General features: G+C 61.6%; 12 protein-coding genes. 7 read left to right on the top strand and 5 right to left on the bottom strand.

Annotated features, from left to right (window positions below; all coding sequences use genetic code 11):
• Positions 1-126: 126 nt before the first annotated feature.
• Positions 127-1,950, bottom strand: coding sequence for an ABC transporter transmembrane domain-containing protein (locus tag QM780_RS01650; protein ID WP_415068742.1), 1,824 nt, complete (start codon positions 1,948-1,950; stop codon positions 127-129).
• A gap of 277 nt (positions 1,951-2,227) precedes the next feature.
• Here QM780_RS01650 and rpmE point away from each other — a divergent pair, with 277 nt between their 5' ends.
• On the top strand, positions 2,228-2,452 hold the full coding sequence (gene rpmE, locus QM780_RS01645) for a 50S ribosomal protein L31 (protein WP_415068741.1): 225 nt from the start codon (positions 2,228-2,230) through the stop codon (positions 2,450-2,452).
• Positions 2,453-2,542: 90 nt separating this feature from the next.
• Here rpmE and QM780_RS01640 read toward each other — a convergent pair whose 3' ends face one another.
• Both QM780_RS01640 and QM780_RS01635 read right to left on the bottom strand, forming a co-directional pair.
• Positions 2,543-3,091: a DUF1465 family protein gene (locus QM780_RS01640; protein ID WP_415068740.1), complete on the bottom strand. Its 549-nt coding sequence runs from the start codon at positions 3,089-3,091 to the stop codon at positions 2,543-2,545.
• Positions 3,092-3,465: 374 nt separating this feature from the next.
• The gene (locus QM780_RS01635) at positions 3,466-3,654 is read right to left on the bottom strand and encodes a DUF1192 domain-containing protein (protein ID WP_415068739.1); all 189 of its coding nucleotides are present in this window, start codon (positions 3,652-3,654) and stop codon (positions 3,466-3,468) included.
• 155 nt (positions 3,655-3,809) lie between these two features.
• On the opposite strand from QM780_RS01635, the gene QM780_RS01630 reads away from it, so the two are divergent.
• Positions 3,810-4,808 carry an NAD(P)H-quinone oxidoreductase gene (locus QM780_RS01630; RefSeq protein WP_415068738.1) on the top strand — a complete coding sequence of 333 codons (999 nt, stop codon included), beginning with the start codon at positions 3,810-3,812 and terminating at the stop codon, positions 4,806-4,808.
• Between the two features lie 82 nt (positions 4,809-4,890).
• Here QM780_RS01630 and QM780_RS01625 read toward each other — a convergent pair whose 3' ends face one another.
• Positions 4,891-5,748, bottom strand: a complete 858-nt coding sequence (locus QM780_RS01625) for a TIGR01459 family HAD-type hydrolase (protein ID WP_415068737.1) — start codon at positions 5,746-5,748, stop codon at positions 4,891-4,893.
• Positions 5,749-5,863: 115 nt separating this feature from the next.
• A complete protein-coding gene (locus QM780_RS01620; RefSeq protein ID WP_415068736.1) occupies positions 5,864-7,855 on the bottom strand; it encodes an EAL domain-containing protein in 1,992 nt (663 codons plus the stop codon).
• Positions 7,856-8,187: 332 nt separating this feature from the next.
• On the opposite strand from QM780_RS01620, the gene QM780_RS01615 reads away from it, so the two are divergent.
• From QM780_RS01615 to fdhF, 5 genes are all read left to right on the top strand, one after another.
• Positions 8,188-8,922, top strand: coding sequence for an SDR family NAD(P)-dependent oxidoreductase (locus QM780_RS01615; RefSeq protein ID WP_415068735.1), 735 nt, complete (start codon positions 8,188-8,190; stop codon positions 8,920-8,922).
• A 98-nt stretch (positions 8,923-9,020) separates the two neighbouring features.
• Positions 9,021-9,926, top strand: coding sequence for a LysR family transcriptional regulator (locus tag QM780_RS01610; protein ID WP_415068734.1), 906 nt, complete (start codon positions 9,021-9,023; stop codon positions 9,924-9,926).
• A 201-nt stretch (positions 9,927-10,127) separates the two neighbouring features.
• Entirely contained in the window at positions 10,128-10,658 is a 531-nt protein-coding gene (locus QM780_RS01605; RefSeq protein WP_415068733.1) for an NAD(P)H-dependent oxidoreductase subunit E, read from the top strand.
• On the top strand, positions 10,655-12,220 hold the full coding sequence (locus QM780_RS01600) for a formate dehydrogenase beta subunit (protein ID WP_415068732.1): 1,566 nt from the start codon (positions 10,655-10,657) through the stop codon (positions 12,218-12,220). Before QM780_RS01605 ends, QM780_RS01600 begins: the two co-directional genes overlap by 4 nt.
• A gap of 58 nt (positions 12,221-12,278) precedes the next feature.
• Positions 12,279-15,176 carry a formate dehydrogenase subunit alpha gene (gene fdhF, locus QM780_RS01595; RefSeq protein WP_415071957.1) on the top strand — a complete coding sequence of 966 codons (2,898 nt, stop codon included), beginning with the start codon at positions 12,279-12,281 and terminating at the stop codon, positions 15,174-15,176.
• Positions 15,177-15,185 lie beyond the last annotated feature (9 nt).

Genomic DNA, 15,185 nt, shown 5'->3' with positions numbered 1-15,185 from the left:
TTGTTGAACGAGAGATCATACGCAAACACTGCAAACGCAATGACTATGGCCGTGAGCGCTTTCATGGCGCTAATGATCTGTATACAAATGTTAACAACCAGTTAACTGCAACCTACCCCTCTCGGCCTACTCCGCAGCCTCGCGGCCAAACTGCAGTTCGGCCAAATGGGCATAAATGCCGCCTCGCCGGACGAGTTCGTTGTGTGTGCCCGCTTCGACGATGCGCCCGTGTTCCATGACAAGAATGCGGTCGGCCTTCTGAACCGTCGCCAGGCGGTGGGCGATGACAATGGTTGTCCGGTCCTTCATCAGACCCTCAAGTGCCCGCTGAACCGCGCCTTCGCTTTCCGCATCGAGGGCGCTCGTGGCCTCGTCGAGCAGGAGGATCGGCGCATTCTTCAATATGGCGCGCGCGATTGCGATCCGCTGGCGCTGGCCACCCGAAAGGGACGTGCCCCGCTCGCCAAGCCGCGTATTGTAGCCATCCGGCAGTCGACGGATGAACTCGTCAGCCTGTGCCGCCGTCGCCGCACGCCGAACTTCTGAGAGTGTCGCGCCCGGCGTTCCATAGCGAATGTTTTCCGCCACCGTATCGGCGAACAAAGCTACGTCTTGGGGAACGAGCGCGATGCGATTACGCAGTGCCGACAGATCCGCGTCCTTGACGTTAACGCCATCGACGCGCACGACGCCGCTGTCGGGATCATAGAACCGCAAGAGAAGATTGAAGATCGTGCTTTTGCCGGCTCCCGACGCGCCGACGAGCGCCAGCGTCTCGCCGGGCTCGGCGCGGAAGGAAACGTCGTCGAGCGCCTTGTCAGCCTTGCGCGTCGCATAGGCAAAAGACACGTTTTCGAAAGCGACGCTGCCGATCGCAGGTTGCGGCAACGGCGTCGGATGTTCCGGTGAGCGGATCTCCGGCACGGTCGCCATCATCTCCGAAAGGCGCTCTGCAGCACCCGCCGCTTGGCTGATCTCTCCCCAGACTTCGGAAACTTCGGCGAGCGCACCCGCCGCGAACAGCGCGTAAAGCACGAATTGTCCGAGCCGGCCGCCGGTCAGATCGCCCGTGATCACGGCAGAAGCGCCGTACCAGAGCACCGCCGTCACACTCGCGACCGTGAGAAAGATGGCAATGCCGGTCAGCGCCGCGCGTGCCCGCATCCGTCGCCGCGCAGCCGCGAATGTCCGCTCGACCGCGCGCGCGTAACGATCCGACACCGCCTTCTCGCTGACGTAGGCTTGCATCGTCCGGTAGGCGCCGAGATTTTCGGCGGCATAAGCCGACGCGTCGCCGAGCGTGTCCTGCGCCTCACGCGACAGGCGCCGGACAAGGCGACCGAAGCCGACAAGCGGCAGCACGATGACGGGTATCGCCAGAAACACCAGTGCCGATAGCTGCGGGCTGGTGATGAACATCATGATCAGCGCGCCGACCAGCATGATCATGTTGCGTGCGGCCTGACTGAGCGACGACCCGGCGACCGCCTTGATCTGCGTCGTATCCGCGGTCAGCCGGCTCATGATCTCGCCGGAGTGATTGACGTCGAAATAGGCGGGCCCGAGCTTGGCGAGTTGCGCGAAAACTTTGGCCCTGAGGTCGGCGACGACGCGCTCGCCGATCCAATTGACGAAATAGTACCGTGCCGGACTCGCAATTGCGATGATCAGCCCGATCCCGATAAGCGTCAGGAAGTAATTATTGATCAGCGCTGAATCGTTACCGCCAAAGCCCTTGTCGATCATCCGGCGGACGGCGAGCGGCACCGCGAGCATAGCGACCGCCGATACGACGAGCGCAATCACCGCACCCCACAAAGCGCCCTTGTGAGCGAAAATGAGCGGCTTCAGCGTGAGCAGCGGCTTGAGTGACACCCGACGGCCCGCCGGGTTGGATTCGCCCGTGGGTTGCGCCGCTTTCAGGCGCTCGTCTTCGAGGTCGCTGCTCATAGGCTTTAATGATCCAAGTCGCGGGGAGAAAAGATGGTTTCTTCTCCGAAGGCCGCCGGACCATGCCCGACCGACGCCGCCGGCTCAAGAGGCAATGGGCCGCCGGGCGGTCCGAGTAAAATTACGAATTGCTCAGGTTTGCGACGCCGCGCGCCTTGTGCAGACCGGACAACTCGGCTAAACAACCGGCCAATTCAGTCCCCTTTCGCCAACACCGGGGCCGGAGCTCTTCTGGGCTTCGCCGCGAAAATCGTATTTCTAGACGGACCTTAAGACCATGAAGAAAGACGCTGACCTTCACCCCGATTACCACCAGATCAAGGTGGTTATGACGGACGGAACCCAGTTCACGACCTATTCGACCTATGGCAAGGAGGGCGACACGCTCACCCTCGACATCGATCCGAATACGCATCCTGCTTGGACAGGCGGCGACGCGAAGTTGATGGACCGTGGCGGCCGCTTGTCGCGCTTCAAGAAGAAGTTCGAAGGCATGTTCTGATCCGGCGCGGATCTCAGGAACATCACCGGCAAAAATCAAAAGGCCCGCTCTTTCGAACGGGCCTTTTTGATTTGCTTGTTACGATCGTCTTCAGCTGACCTTTGCCGCGAACGCACGTTGCAGCAGCCCGACCTGATGCGCGACAGGATTGACTGCTGCTTCCGGCGCTTCTGCCGCCGACGGCGACGTCAGAATGCGGTCGATCTGCGAAATGCGATCATGTAGCTGAAAGCTTTCCTCGATCAGGTTCTGCAGACCCGACGGCAGCTCGGAATATCCTTTGACGTGCGAAGGCCGGCCGAAAGCCTGCAGCTTGACGCGGCGACGCTTCTTCCGGGCTTCTTCCTCGGTGATCTCACCCTCGCGCAACGCGCGGCGGATCAAAAGCCACGATGCAAGATCGAGCAGCCGAGTCGTCAGCCGCATGCTTTCCGTTGCATAGAGAACGCCGACCCCACCGGCGAGTCCCTTCGCTTCCTTGCGGCCCGGGCCATCAAGGTAGCTCGCTGTGCGCTCAACGAGCGACATGCCTTCCTTGAAGATGTGGTCGAACTGCTCGGAGGACTGAAACCGCTCTCCGAACGAGACCGTCGTGGCGCCACCAACCGGCGCACCATCCACGCGATATACGTTACTCATGACCCTCAACGATACAAACGCTTACCCGTTCGCAACTGCTACCATGAACCAACACTAGAGCACCATAGTTAACAACATCGCCCAAAACGGGGCACTGCCGATCGCTTCTGTGGACAGTGCAAAAAAAGAGCCGCTCTAAAGGAGCGGCTCGAAAGTCATCAGAGAGGCGTCAAACGAAACGGCAGAGGGGCCGCTTCAAATCCAGATGGCCTGGATTGATGCCGAATTTGCGCCAATATGCTTAAAGTTCAGTTAAGTGGAAAGGCGACGCGCAGATCGCGAAATTAGGATTCGAATGCGCCCGCAAAAATCGCCCTATCTCGAAATCGAACACCACGCAGCGCATTTCAAATTCATCCGAAGCATCTGCTTTACTATTTGAATAGCGCCCGCGCAGCTTCCTCGTGGCGCTTTTTGCGATCGAGTTCGCCTCGCACCCGAACGATTTCGGATTCGAGTTCCTTGATGCGTCTTTCGAGTTCCGCCACCGACAGCGTTTCGAGGCTCTCGCCGATGGCCGTGCCACTCGGCTTTTTCGGCGGCAGAAGATCATCGAGATCCATGGCGGATCCTCCGGTTCTTGTTTTCCGCCAGTCTAAGGGCAAGAAGCGCCAAAGGTCGAGATCGATGACGCCTCCGCCGGCCGCGTACCGGCTTGCCCCGATCGCCGCCGCCGTGCATTCCTTTCGCCGATCGACGATCCCAGGAAAGCGAGCCGATGAGCCTCCCCACGACTATGAAAGCCGTAGCCATCAACGGCGCCGGCGGACCCGAAGTTTTGACCTTGACGGACGTGCCGGTGCCTGAGCCTGCGGCCGGCGAAGTCCTGATCAAGGTTGCCGCCGCCGGCGTCAATCGGCCGGACGTGCTTCAGCGGCAGGGAAATTATCCGGCCCCCAAAGGCCATTCCGATCTTCCCGGTCTCGAAGTCTCCGGCACCATCGCAGCCTTGGGCCAAGGAGCGAAACATTTCGCCGTCGGCGATGCTGTGATGGCTCTCGTCCCCGGCGGCGGTTATGCGGAATATGTCGCCGTCTCGCAGCTGACCTGCATCAAGAAGCCGGACTCGCTTTCATTCGTCGAAGCCGCCGCGATCCCCGAGACCTTCTTCACCGTCTGGCACAACGTCATTGATCGCGGGCATTTGCGGGCCGGCCAAAGATTTTTGGTTCATGGCGGCACCGGCGGCATCGGCGTCACCGCGATCCAGCTTGCCAAAGCCTTCGACGCCATCGTCTTCACGACAGTCGGCTCGGATGAAAAATGCGAAGCGGCGCGTGCACTCGGCGCCGATGTCGCCATCAACTACCACACGCAAGACTTCGCTCAGGTGATCAAAAACGAAACGGCGGGCAAAGGCGTGAACGTCATCCTCGACATGGTCGGCGGAGATTACATCGAGAAAAACATCCGTTCGCTCGCCGACGACGGCCACCTCGTCAACATCGCCTTCCAGAAAGGCTCGACCGCGACCATCGACTTCATGCGCGTGATGCTGAAGCGCCTGACATTGACCGGCTCGACCCTGCGCATCCGAACGCCTGAAGTGAAGGGTGAGATCGCGCGCGCGATCGCCGACCGTGTGGTGCCGTTGATTGTCTCAGGAAAGATCAAAATTCCGCTCGACAGCACATACCCGCTCGCCCGCGCCGGCGACGCTCACGTCCGCATGGAAAGCAGCGCGCACATCGGCAAGATCGTTCTGACGATCACGTAATCGCTCAAAACCGCAATATCATCCTCGGCATGAAGCTGAAGACGACAATTCGTATGGTGGCCGCGCGCGACGACCAAACAAATCACCAAACGAAATCTTTCATCACCCCGACGGGCTTGGGGGCACCGTCACCCGCAAACAGTCGCCCCGCCGCATGACCGATGGCCTCGCCGGATCGCACATAGACGCCGCTGGCGATGTAGACCGAACGCACACCAAAACCGCTCGCCCCCGCGATGTCGGTCGCAACACCATCGCCGATCGCTAACACGCGTTCTTTGTCGATCGTCTGCCCGCGCAATTCCGAACCGGTCTTGAGCGCCAGATCGTAGATCGGAAGATAGGGCTTGCCCGCATAGCTCACCGGACCGCCGAGTTCCGCATATGCCGCCGCAATCGCTCCCGCGCAATAAACGATGCGTCCGCCGCGTTCGACTTTGAGGTCAGGATTGGCGCATATCATCGGCACGTCGCGCGCCTTGAGCATGGCGAGCATTTCCGCGTAATCGTCGGGCGTCTCTTCTTCGTCGTCGTAGAGATTGGTGCAGACAGCGACATCCGCAGTCCCAGCTGTTGCGCCGGGCTGCGCCCTTAGACCCGCGAATGTCGAAAGATCGCGCGCCGGTCCGATGTGCAGAATGGGATGTCCTGCCCAGGCTTCGATGAGACTTCTGGAAACATCGCCCGAACTGACGATGCCGTCATACGCGTCCCGTGACACGCCGATGCTGTCGAGTTGCCTCGCGACGCTTCCGCGCGGCCGCGGCGAGTTCGTGACGAGGAGCGCCGTGCCCCCTTGCCGGCGGAAGGCTTCGCACGCCGCAACCGATGACGCGAAAGCATGAACGCCATTGTGCATCACGCCCCAGATATCCACGAACCAAAGATCGGAGGTCTCTGCCAGCGGCGCGATCGACGAAAGAACGGGAATAGCAGTCATAAGCGGGCCTTCGACGGACACCGCTTCATGCGGCCCCATAGTGCGGCCCTATAAACGAACGAGCGCCGGACTGTCATCCGGCGCCGTCGTCACAGTGCGATGCCAAGGCAGCCGCTCAGGCAGCAGCCGGGTGATCCGCAGAGGCGTGACCGCCGCCGTCGACGTTGACCTGCCTCGGCGCGCCGAACAGCGGGCCCTGACCGAGCAGAACGCCCGAGTCGAGGAGCCGTTTCTGTGTCGCGGCGTCTTGAATGCCGCCCGCAACGATCGAAAGTCCGGCAAGCGTCGCACGTTGCAAAATCTCGTCGGCCGCAACGAACCGCTCCGCCGTTTGCAGACCTTCGAGCAACGCTCCAGCCTCGACCCGCACGAAACGGAAGCCGGCCCGCTGCAACGCTGCGAAGTCGGTCCCCATATGACGGACATGATCCATTGCCAGACGGAAGCCGTAGGCGTGCATATCGTGGACCGCCTGCCAAGCCGACGGCGAAAACGCATCGACGGCGCGCTGTGAAAACGTCAGCACGAGTTGCGACGAGATGCGTTGCCGCGCCTCGTAAACACGCGCGAACGCTTCGAGGAAGGCTCTGTTCGATAGTGATGATCCGAGAAATTCGGCAAATAGCGTGCCTTCCCGATCGCGTACGTTCATCCGTGCCGCGAGCGCCGCAGCGCGATTGAGCCGCGCGATATCGAATTGCGTCCCGACTTCGCCGTCGATCAGCGCGAATTCGTCATCGTTGGCGCCGAGCGGTTCGCCGGTTGCCGAACGCAGATTCGCCGTCATGTCGTAATGGCTGACGGAATGTTCCGCGAGCGTGACGACGGGCCCGAGCAAAACCTCCATCGCCTCGCCCTCGACGGCACGAGCGATCGCCGCTGCCCTGGGAGATTGAGGCGGAATTGAAGGCTCCGCGAAGCTGGGGAGCGGCAGTTCGAGACTTGGCGGCGCCACGTCCCGTTCGCTGCTTATCGGCGCCGGACTGGACAGATCGGGTCCCGCGATTCTTTCCGCCGTCGCCGGAATGACGAGATCCTGAAGACCTGTCGCCGCCGGCGCCTCGGGCTCCGCAGCCGGAACCGAGGGGGGAGCGAAGGCACGCGCTTCAAGCTTTGGAACGAAATCGCCGAGCGAGGGCCGCGACCGCATGTTCTTTGCCGCCGCACGAAGCGCACCGATCGAATCTTCCAGCGCGTTTGACGGCCCCTTCGCGCGAGGATTGACGAGCTGCGGCTTCGGACGCAGCGCCTCAGCCGCGTTCACCTCGTCCGCCAGTTCTTTGATCTTCCGCTGCACGAGTTCCAGATCGCCTTCGACAGTCGTTGCGACTGGAGCGTTCGGAGCCTGCGGCCCGACGTTCATACCGCTCGGCGCTGCCGTAGTCTCCGGCATGGAGGCTTGCGAGTCGGTCCGCGGCCGGAACGACCATTGTTCCCGCACCGGCTCGCTGGTGGGCGAAACCGGCACCTCGGCCAAGACCGGCGCAACGGCGGGCGCCGCATTCGTTTCGGCGGCAGGTCCCGCGCCGTCTTCGGGATTGGGCCGCAAAGCCCGCAGCGGCCTGCGCGCGACGCGTTCCGGCACTACGGGTGCCGCAGCAGCGGGCGGCTCGGAAGACGGAACAGCGGCCGTCTCCGGACGGGGAACGAGATTGCCGATATCGCGGCTGAGTTCGCGGATCCGCTCTTCCGTCGAGCTTGCAGGCAAAGGCGCCGCCGGAGCAACGCGCGGCACGCCCACTCTCGGTTTGGCGGCCTGCCGGGTATGCGCAAGCTCGCTCTTGAGCTGTGCGATCTGAGCCGACTTCTGCATCTGTGTATGAACAAGCATCAGCAGCGCCAGCGTGACCACCCCGGCAACCGCCGAAATCGGCAGCGATAGGCCGAGCTGCGAGAAACACATGACCGAAATGGCGGCGGAGACGATCGCTATCGAAAAGACGATCAGTCCATCGCGAGATTTGGGCTCGCGATGGGCCTCTTGTTCCTGAACCGCGAGCGGAACGGCAGGACCGCTTGTTGGAGCAGGCCCAAGAGCCGGTGTCGGAGGAGCAGCATCGGGCGGAGCGACACTGGCCTGCGGCTTTGCGTTGTCCTGTTTTGTCATCTGATCCAAGCAGCTAGTCGATTCGTTGGCATCAACTTTCGCAGACGCATGAAACGAGAAGCAACGTGCCATGCGCCGACTATCACCAGCTTTTGCACCGGGGCCGCCGCTTCGAGCGCAGATCGAACCGCCTCCGGGGCGTCAGGGTCACAGCATAATAATCGACGGGCCGGTGCATAGCCGCAAAAGCGCCCTTGACCCGTCGCCCGCAAACCCGAATCGGCTGGCTGTTTAGGTCTCGTTAGGCGAATCGGCGTGCTATCATCCGACCGACGACGCCTCTCGCGTTCGCCGGTTCAGCGTGTTGTCAGGAGGGGAAGAGCGCCATGTACATGGATCGAGTTGGTACCAGCGTCGAAAATGATGTCTCCAAAGAGCTTTCGCAGGCGCGAATCCTAATCACAGGTTTAACAGGCACTTCCGGTATCGACGTAGCCCGCGCTTTCGCTGACCTCGGCGTCCGCCTCGTTGTCCATACGACCGAACTATCTCCCGAACTCGTCGAGCTGTTCGCGTTTCTATCGCAGAGCGCCAGCGAGATTCGTTTGCATACTCTCGACATTTCGAGCGCCAATTCCGCCGCCCGCTTTGCACAGACGTCCGCGCAGGCTTTCGGCGGCGTCGATGCCGCCATCAATATGGCATCGATCTCCGCCGACGAAATCGATGCCATCCGTGATGACCGCGACCTCGATGTGCTCATCCAGGAGAAACTGGCGCCGCTCGCTCAGCTCACGCGCGTTATCGCCAACCGCATGTGCGTGGTCCTGAGCGAAGGCCTGATTCTGAATGTCCTGAACATGCCCGAGCCGCGCGACGCCCGCTCGGCCGCGGTCGCGGGTTTTGCCCGGACGGCGCTTGCCTCCATGATCGCCCAGGAAGCCCGCGAGTGGGCCTCGAAGGGAATTCGCATCAACGGCGTCGGACCCCGTTCCTATTTTGACGGCACCGCCGGCGCCTACCTCTCCAACGAGCCCGATATCGCCTCGCTCGCGCTGCATCTTGCCTCGCGCCGCGGCCGCGCTCTGTCCGGACATGTCTTCGACGCGTCGGGAATGGGCGGCTGACGCCTTTCCCGCCGCGGCGGCCGGGCACGTCCGTCCGCAATTGCTTTTGTCGACCGGAACGCGGATAACCGGCTCTCTCTCGGGCGAGAGAGTTGAGAATGGATATCCGGCAGCTTCAATATCTCGTTGCGCTGGCGCGCGAAAAACATTTTACGCGCGCCGCACAGGCTTGCAACGTCACCCAGCCGACGCTCTCGGGCCGCATCCGTCAGCTCGAGCTTGAACTCGGCGTTCCGATCGTCGAACGCGGCCAGCGCTATCAGGGGCTGACGCAGGAAGGCGAGCGCATCCTCAAATGGGCGCAGCTCATTCTCAACAACTGGGCGTCGATGCACCAGGAACTGGCGCAGCTCGCGATCAGCGATTTCGGCCTGACCGGGCGACTGGCCCTCGGCGCCATCCCCTCCGCCTTGCCGATCCTGCCCTATCTGACGCGCGATGTTCAGCAGCTCCATCCGCAGATCAACTTCACGATCACGTCGATGAGTTCGGAAGAGATCCTGCGTGGTCTCGGCGAATATTCGATCGATGCCGGCATCACATATCTCGACAATGAACCGATCAACGGCCTTGTCGCGACACCGCTCTACACTGAGCGTTATTGCCTATTTATTCCCGGCAGCCACGCGCTCGCCGGGCGCGAGAAGATCACCTGGCGCGAAGCCGCGGAATTGCCGCTCGGACTTTTGACGCCAAACATGCAGAACAGGCGCATCATCGACCGCGCCTTCGAGGTCGCCGGCAGCCATCCCGAACCGGCCCTCGAAACCAATTCAGTGATCAATCTCTATTCAAACGTCCGCCTGATGGGACTGGCGAGCGTCATGCCCCATTACCTTCTGAACCTCCTCGGCGACGACCCCGAGATTCGGGCCATTCCCCTCGTCGAGCCGGAGGTCGCTCACAGCGTCGGGATGGTGACACAGGATCGTGATCCGGTTGCTCCCCTGGTCCGGGTCTTCCGCGAGGCTGCCAAGGTCCTCTCAACCAAAAGCATTTCCTGAACCTTCCCAGGCAATTAACTGTCCTGATGGGAATAAACTATGCCAAACGGCTTAGTTTTCGCGCCGCATTATTGATGCCGTCTATCGAAGGATCGACTATATCGATTTGAACGAAAGGTCGGAATGACCCAGTAAAAATCATGCGGCAAAGTGCGCACTGCGGCACGACTAACCGCCACAAACAATGAGGAAACGCCAGATATGGCGAAGAAAGCCGGAAATAAACCAAACGGCTCATCGGCGATGCTTTCCCCGGCCTTGACCCCTTTTGAGGTCGACGCGCTGGCGGTATGCGCCCGTCACGGCAACAAGCCCGATGAGCTTCTCGAGATCTTCCACGAGTTGCAGCATCAGCTTGGCTATGTGCCGGACGAAACTCTTCCGGTCATTGCCAGAGCGCTCAATCGCTCGCGCGCCGAAGTCTATGGCGTGCTGACGTTCTATCACGAATTCAAGCGCCACCCGGTGGGCAAGCACGTCGTCAAGATCTGCCGCGCCGAGGCGTGCCAGTCGATGGGCACCGACAAACTCTGCAAGCACGCCGAACAATCCCTCGGCACGCCGCTCGGCGGCACGACGAAAGACGGCCTCATTACCATCGAGCAGGTCTTCTGCCTCGGCAACTGCGCGCTCTCGCCCGCGATCATGGTTGGTGAGAAACTTTACGGGATGGTCGATTCGAAACGCTTCGACGAGATCATGGGCAGCCTCGAGAAGGAAGCCGCGGAATGATCAGGGTCTTCGTTCCCAGAGATGCCGCGGCGCTGTCCGTTGGCGCCGACGAAGTTGCCGCCGCGATCGGCAGCGAAGCGAAGTCGCGCAAGCTCGACATTCAGATCGTCCGCAACGGCTCGCGTGGCATGCTTTATCTTGAGCCGCTCGTCGAAGTCGAACTGCCGGGCGGCCGTGTCGCCTACGGTCCTGTCAAGCCGACCGACGTGAAAAGCCTTTTCGATGCCGGATTCCTCGAAGGCAAGGGCCATCCGCTCGCGCATGGCCGTACCGAAGACATTCCCTATTTCAAGAGCCAGGAACGGCTGACGTTCGCGCGCTGCGGCATCACCGATCCGCTCTCCATCGAAGATTATCGCGCCCACGGCGGCTTTGTCGGTCTCACCAGAGCGCTGAACATCAAGCCGATCGATATCGTCACCGAAGTGACGACCTCGGGCCTTCGCGGTCGCGGCGGCGCCGGCTTCCCGACCGGCATCAAATGGAAGACGGTTCACGACCTGCCGCCCGGCGAGAAATACGTCTGCTGCAACGCCGACGAAGGCGACAGCGGCACCTTCGCCGACCGCATGCTAATGGAAGGCGATCCCTTCTGCCTGATCGAAGGAATGACCATCGCGGCCGTCGCCGGCGGTGCCCAGAAAGGCTACATCTACGTCCGCTCCGAATATCCGCATTCGGTCCACGTTCTGCGTGAAGCGATTGAAATCGCGAAAAAGGCAAACTGGCTCGGCGACAATATCCAGGGGACGAAATTCTCCTTCGATCTCTTCGTCCGCATGGGCGCCGGCGCCTACATCTGCGGCGAGGAAACCTCGATGCTCGAAAGCATCGAAGGCAAGCGCGGCATCGTCCGCTACAAGCCGCCGATCCCCGCCATCCAAGGTCTGTTCGGCAAGCCGAGCATCATCAACAACGTGATGAGCTTCGCCGCCGTGCCGATCATTCTGTCGAAGGGCGGCGAATTCTACCGTGATTACGGCGTCGGTCGCTCGCGCGGAACGCTAGCCTTCCAGCTTGGCGGCAACATCAAGCAGGGCGGTCTCGTCGAGAAGGCTTTCGGCGTCACCACGCGCCAGCTGATCGAGGACTGGGGCGGCGGCACGGCAACGGGCCGTCCCGTCCGCGCGGTGCAGGTCGGCGGCCCGCTCGGCGCCTACATCCCGGAATCGAAGTTCGACGTGCCGATGGATTACGAAGAATTCGCCAAGGTTGACGCCATGGTCGGCCACGGCGGCCTTGTCGTTTTCGATGACACTGTCGATATGGCTAAACAGGCCCGCTTCGCGATGGAATTCTGCGCCATCGAGAGTTGCGGCAAGTGTACGCCGTGCCGGATCGGCTCGACGCGCGGTGTCGAAGTGATCGACCGCATCATCGCAGACGTCGAACGCGACATGAATTTAGTGCTGCTTGAGGATTTATGCGTAACCATGGCCGACGGATCGCTGTGCGCGATGGGTGGACTGACGCCATTCCCCGTCATGAGCGCGCTCCGTGGGTTTCCCGAGGACTTCCACAAGCCGTCACCGAACAAGTTTCTTGCAGATGCCGCAGAATGAAATTTCCAGGATCAGCTGACCTCAAAGAGGACGCTCGATGAACCACCATGTTAAGCCGATGACGCTCATCAAGGAGACGGATTTCGGCACGCCGACGCCCGAAATCCACGAAGCCACCAAGATGGTGACGCTCGAGATCGACGGCCGCGAAGTGACGGTGCCCGAAGGTACCTCGATCATGAATGCGGCCATGCAGCTCGGCGTCCAGATCCCGAAGCTCTGCGCCACCGACAGTCTCGATCCCTGGGGCTCGTGCCGGCTCTGTCTTTGCGAAATCGAAGGCCGCAAAGGAACGCCCGCGTCCTGCACCACTCCGGTCGCACCCGGCATCAAGGTCACGACCCAGAACGCCCGCTTGGCGAAACTCCGCCGTGGCGTCATGGAACTCTATATCTCCGACCATCCCCTCGACTGTCTCACCTGCGGCGCCAACGGCGACTGCGAATTGCAGGACATGGCCGGCGCTGTCGGTCTCCGCGAAGTTCGCTACGGTTACGATGGCGAGAACCACGTTTTCGCCAAGAGCACCGATGGTGAGATCAACGATCGCTTCAAGGCGAAGGACAAGTCGAATCCCTACTTCCAGTTCGATCCGTCAAAGTGCATCGTCTGCTCGCGCTGCGTCCGCGCCTGCGAGGAAGTCCAGGGCACGTTTGCACTGACGATCGACGGCCGCGGCTTTGCCTCGCACGTCGCGGCGGGCATGGATGAGGAATTCCTCGCGTCCGAATGCGTTTCCTGCGGCGCCTGCGTTCAGGCCTGCCCAACAGCGACCCTCATCGAAAAATCCGTGCTCGATCACGGGCAGCCTGAACACTCGCTCGTCACCACCTGCGCCTATTGCGGTGTCGGCTGCTCGTTCAAGGCGGAAATGCGTGGCGAAGAAGTCGTCCGCATGATGCCCTATAAGGACGGCGGAGCCAACGAGGGACACTCCTGCGTCAAAGGCCGGTTCGCGTTCGGCTATGCGACGCACAAGGATCGCGTGCTGACGCCGATGATCCGTGAGAAGATCACCGATCCGTGGCAGGTCGTGTCGTGGGACGAAGCGATCAACTATGCCGCCAAGCGCCTGAAAGAAACTCAGGAGAAATACGGCAAGGACTCGATTGGCGGCATCACCTCCTCGCGCACCACCAACGAGGAAGTTTATGCGGTGCAGCGCATGGTCCGCGGCGCCTTCGGCACCAACAACATCGACACATGCGCCCGCGTCTGCCACTCGCCGACCGGCTACGGCCTGAAGCAGACGTTCGGTGAATCTGCCGGCACTCAGGACTTCAAGAGCGTCGACCAGACAGACGTCATCATGGTCGTCGGCGCGAACCCGACTGACGGTCACCCCGTTTTCGGCTCGCGCATGAAGAAGCGCATCCGCGAAGGCGCAAAGCTGATCGTCATTGACCCGCGCCGCACCGACATCGTCCGCTCGCCACACGTCGAGGCTGCCTATCACCTTCAGCTTCAGCCCTCGACCAACGTCGCGATCATGAACGCCATCGGCCATGTCATCGCGACCGAGAACCTGATCGATACCAAGTTCGTGAAACGCCGCTGCGAGCCCGCCGATTTCTACCGCTGGGAAGAGTTCATCAGGCGTCCTGAAAATTCTCCCGAAGCGATGGAGCCGATCACCGGCGTTCCGGCCCAAATGGTTCGTGAGGCGGCTCGCCTCTACGCCACCCGCGGCAATGCTGCGATCTATTACGGTCTCGGCGTCACCGAACACAGCCAGGGCTCGACCATGGTCATGGCGATGGCCAACATCGCGATGGCGACGGGCAACATCGGCCGCGAAGGCGTCGGTGTGAACCCACTGCGCGGCCAGAACAACGTGCAGGGCTCTTGCGACATGGGCTCATTCCCGCACGAGCTGCCGGGCTATCGTCACGTTTCGAACGCCGACGTTCGCACGCTCTTCGAAAAGGAGTGGGGCACCAAGCTCGATCCGGATCCAGGTCTCCGCATCCCGAACATGTTCGATGCAGCATCCGACGGTTCGTTCCGCGGCATCTTCATCCAGGGCGAAGACATCGCCCAGTCCGATCCCAACACCCACCACGTCGAGCACGCGCTCGAAGCGATGGATATCGTCGTCGTGCAGGACCTGTTCCTGAACGAGACGGCGGCCTTCGCCCACGTCTTCCTGCCGGGAACCTCCTTCCTCGAAAAGGACGGCACCTTCACCAACGCCGAGCGCCGCATCAACCGCGTCCGCAAGGTGATGCGCGAGAAGCAGGGCATGCCGGAGTGGGAAGTCATCTCCCGTATCTCCACCGCGATGGGCCATCCGATGCGCTACAATTCGGCCGCCGAGATCATGGACGAGATCGCGCGCGTTACACCGACCTTCGAGGGCGTGTCGTTCGACCGTATCGATGAGCTCGGCTCGATCCAGTGGCCGTGCAACGAAGAGCACCCGACCGGCACACCGGTCATGCACACGGACGAATTCACCCGGGGCAAGGGCCGCTTTATGCTGACGGGCTTCGTGCCGACAGCCGAACGCACCAACCGCAACTTCCCGCTGATCCTGACGACGGGGCGTATCCTTGCGCACTACAACGTCGGTGCCCAGACCCGCCGCACCGACAACGTCGCTTGGCACCCCGAGGATATCCTCGAGCTTCATCCGCACGACGCCGAAGTCCGCGGCATCAAGACCGGCATGAAAGTGTCTCTTGCAAGCCGCGTCGGCGCCACCACGCTGACCGCGAAGGTGTCCGACCGCATGCCGCAAGGCGTCGTCTACACCACCTTCCACCATCCGGTGACCGGCGCCAACGTCATCACCACGGAGAACTCCGACTGGGCGACCAACTGCCCCGAATACAAGGTGACGGCCGTGCAGGTCCACGTCTCCAACCACCCGTCCGAGTGGCAGGAGGAATGGCAGGAGCGCGAAATCGAGAACAAGCGCATCTCCAAGGAGAAGAAGCTCGAGCCGGCTGAGTAATCTGCCGGC

The sequence above is a fragment of the Hyphomicrobium sp. genome, assembly GCF_047600905.1.
Taxonomy (GTDB): domain Bacteria; phylum Pseudomonadota; class Alphaproteobacteria; order Rhizobiales; family Hyphomicrobiaceae; genus Hyphomicrobium_B.
This window is presented reverse-complemented; position numbering and strand designations above follow the sequence as displayed.

Bases quoted from the DNA above. Each gene is read 5' to 3' on its own strand.
- QM780_RS01650 (WP_415068742.1), bottom strand. From the start codon at position 1,950: ATGAGCAGCGACCTCGAAGACGAGCGCCTGAAAGCGGCGCAACCCACG.
- QM780_RS01635 (WP_415068739.1), bottom strand. From the start codon at position 3,654: ATGGATCTCGATGATCTTCTGCCGCCGAAAAAGCCGAGTGGCACGGCC.
- QM780_RS01615 (WP_415068735.1), top strand. From the start codon at position 8,188: ATGGATCGAGTTGGTACCAGCGTCGAAAATGATGTCTCCAAAGAGCTT.
- fdhF (WP_415071957.1), top strand. From the start codon at position 12,279: ATGACGCTCATCAAGGAGACGGATTTCGGCACGCCGACGCCCGAAATC.
- QM780_RS01605 (WP_415068733.1), top strand. From the start codon at position 10,128: ATGGCGAAGAAAGCCGGAAATAAACCAAACGGCTCATCGGCGATGCTT.
- QM780_RS01610 (WP_415068734.1), top strand. From the start codon at position 9,021: ATGGATATCCGGCAGCTTCAATATCTCGTTGCGCTGGCGCGCGAAAAA.
- QM780_RS01620 (WP_415068736.1), bottom strand. From the start codon at position 7,855: ATGACAAAACAGGACAACGCAAAGCCGCAGGCCAGTGTCGCTCCGCCC.
- QM780_RS01600 (WP_415068732.1), top strand. From the start codon at position 10,655: ATGATCAGGGTCTTCGTTCCCAGAGATGCCGCGGCGCTGTCCGTTGGC.
- rpmE (WP_415068741.1), top strand. From the start codon at position 2,228: ATGAAGAAAGACGCTGACCTTCACCCCGATTACCACCAGATCAAGGTG.
- QM780_RS01630 (WP_415068738.1), top strand. From the start codon at position 3,810: ATGAGCCTCCCCACGACTATGAAAGCCGTAGCCATCAACGGCGCCGGC.
- QM780_RS01640 (WP_415068740.1), bottom strand. From the start codon at position 3,091: ATGAGTAACGTATATCGCGTGGATGGTGCGCCGGTTGGTGGCGCCACG.
- QM780_RS01625 (WP_415068737.1), bottom strand. From the start codon at position 5,748: ATGACTGCTATTCCCGTTCTTTCGTCGATCGCGCCGCTGGCAGAGACC.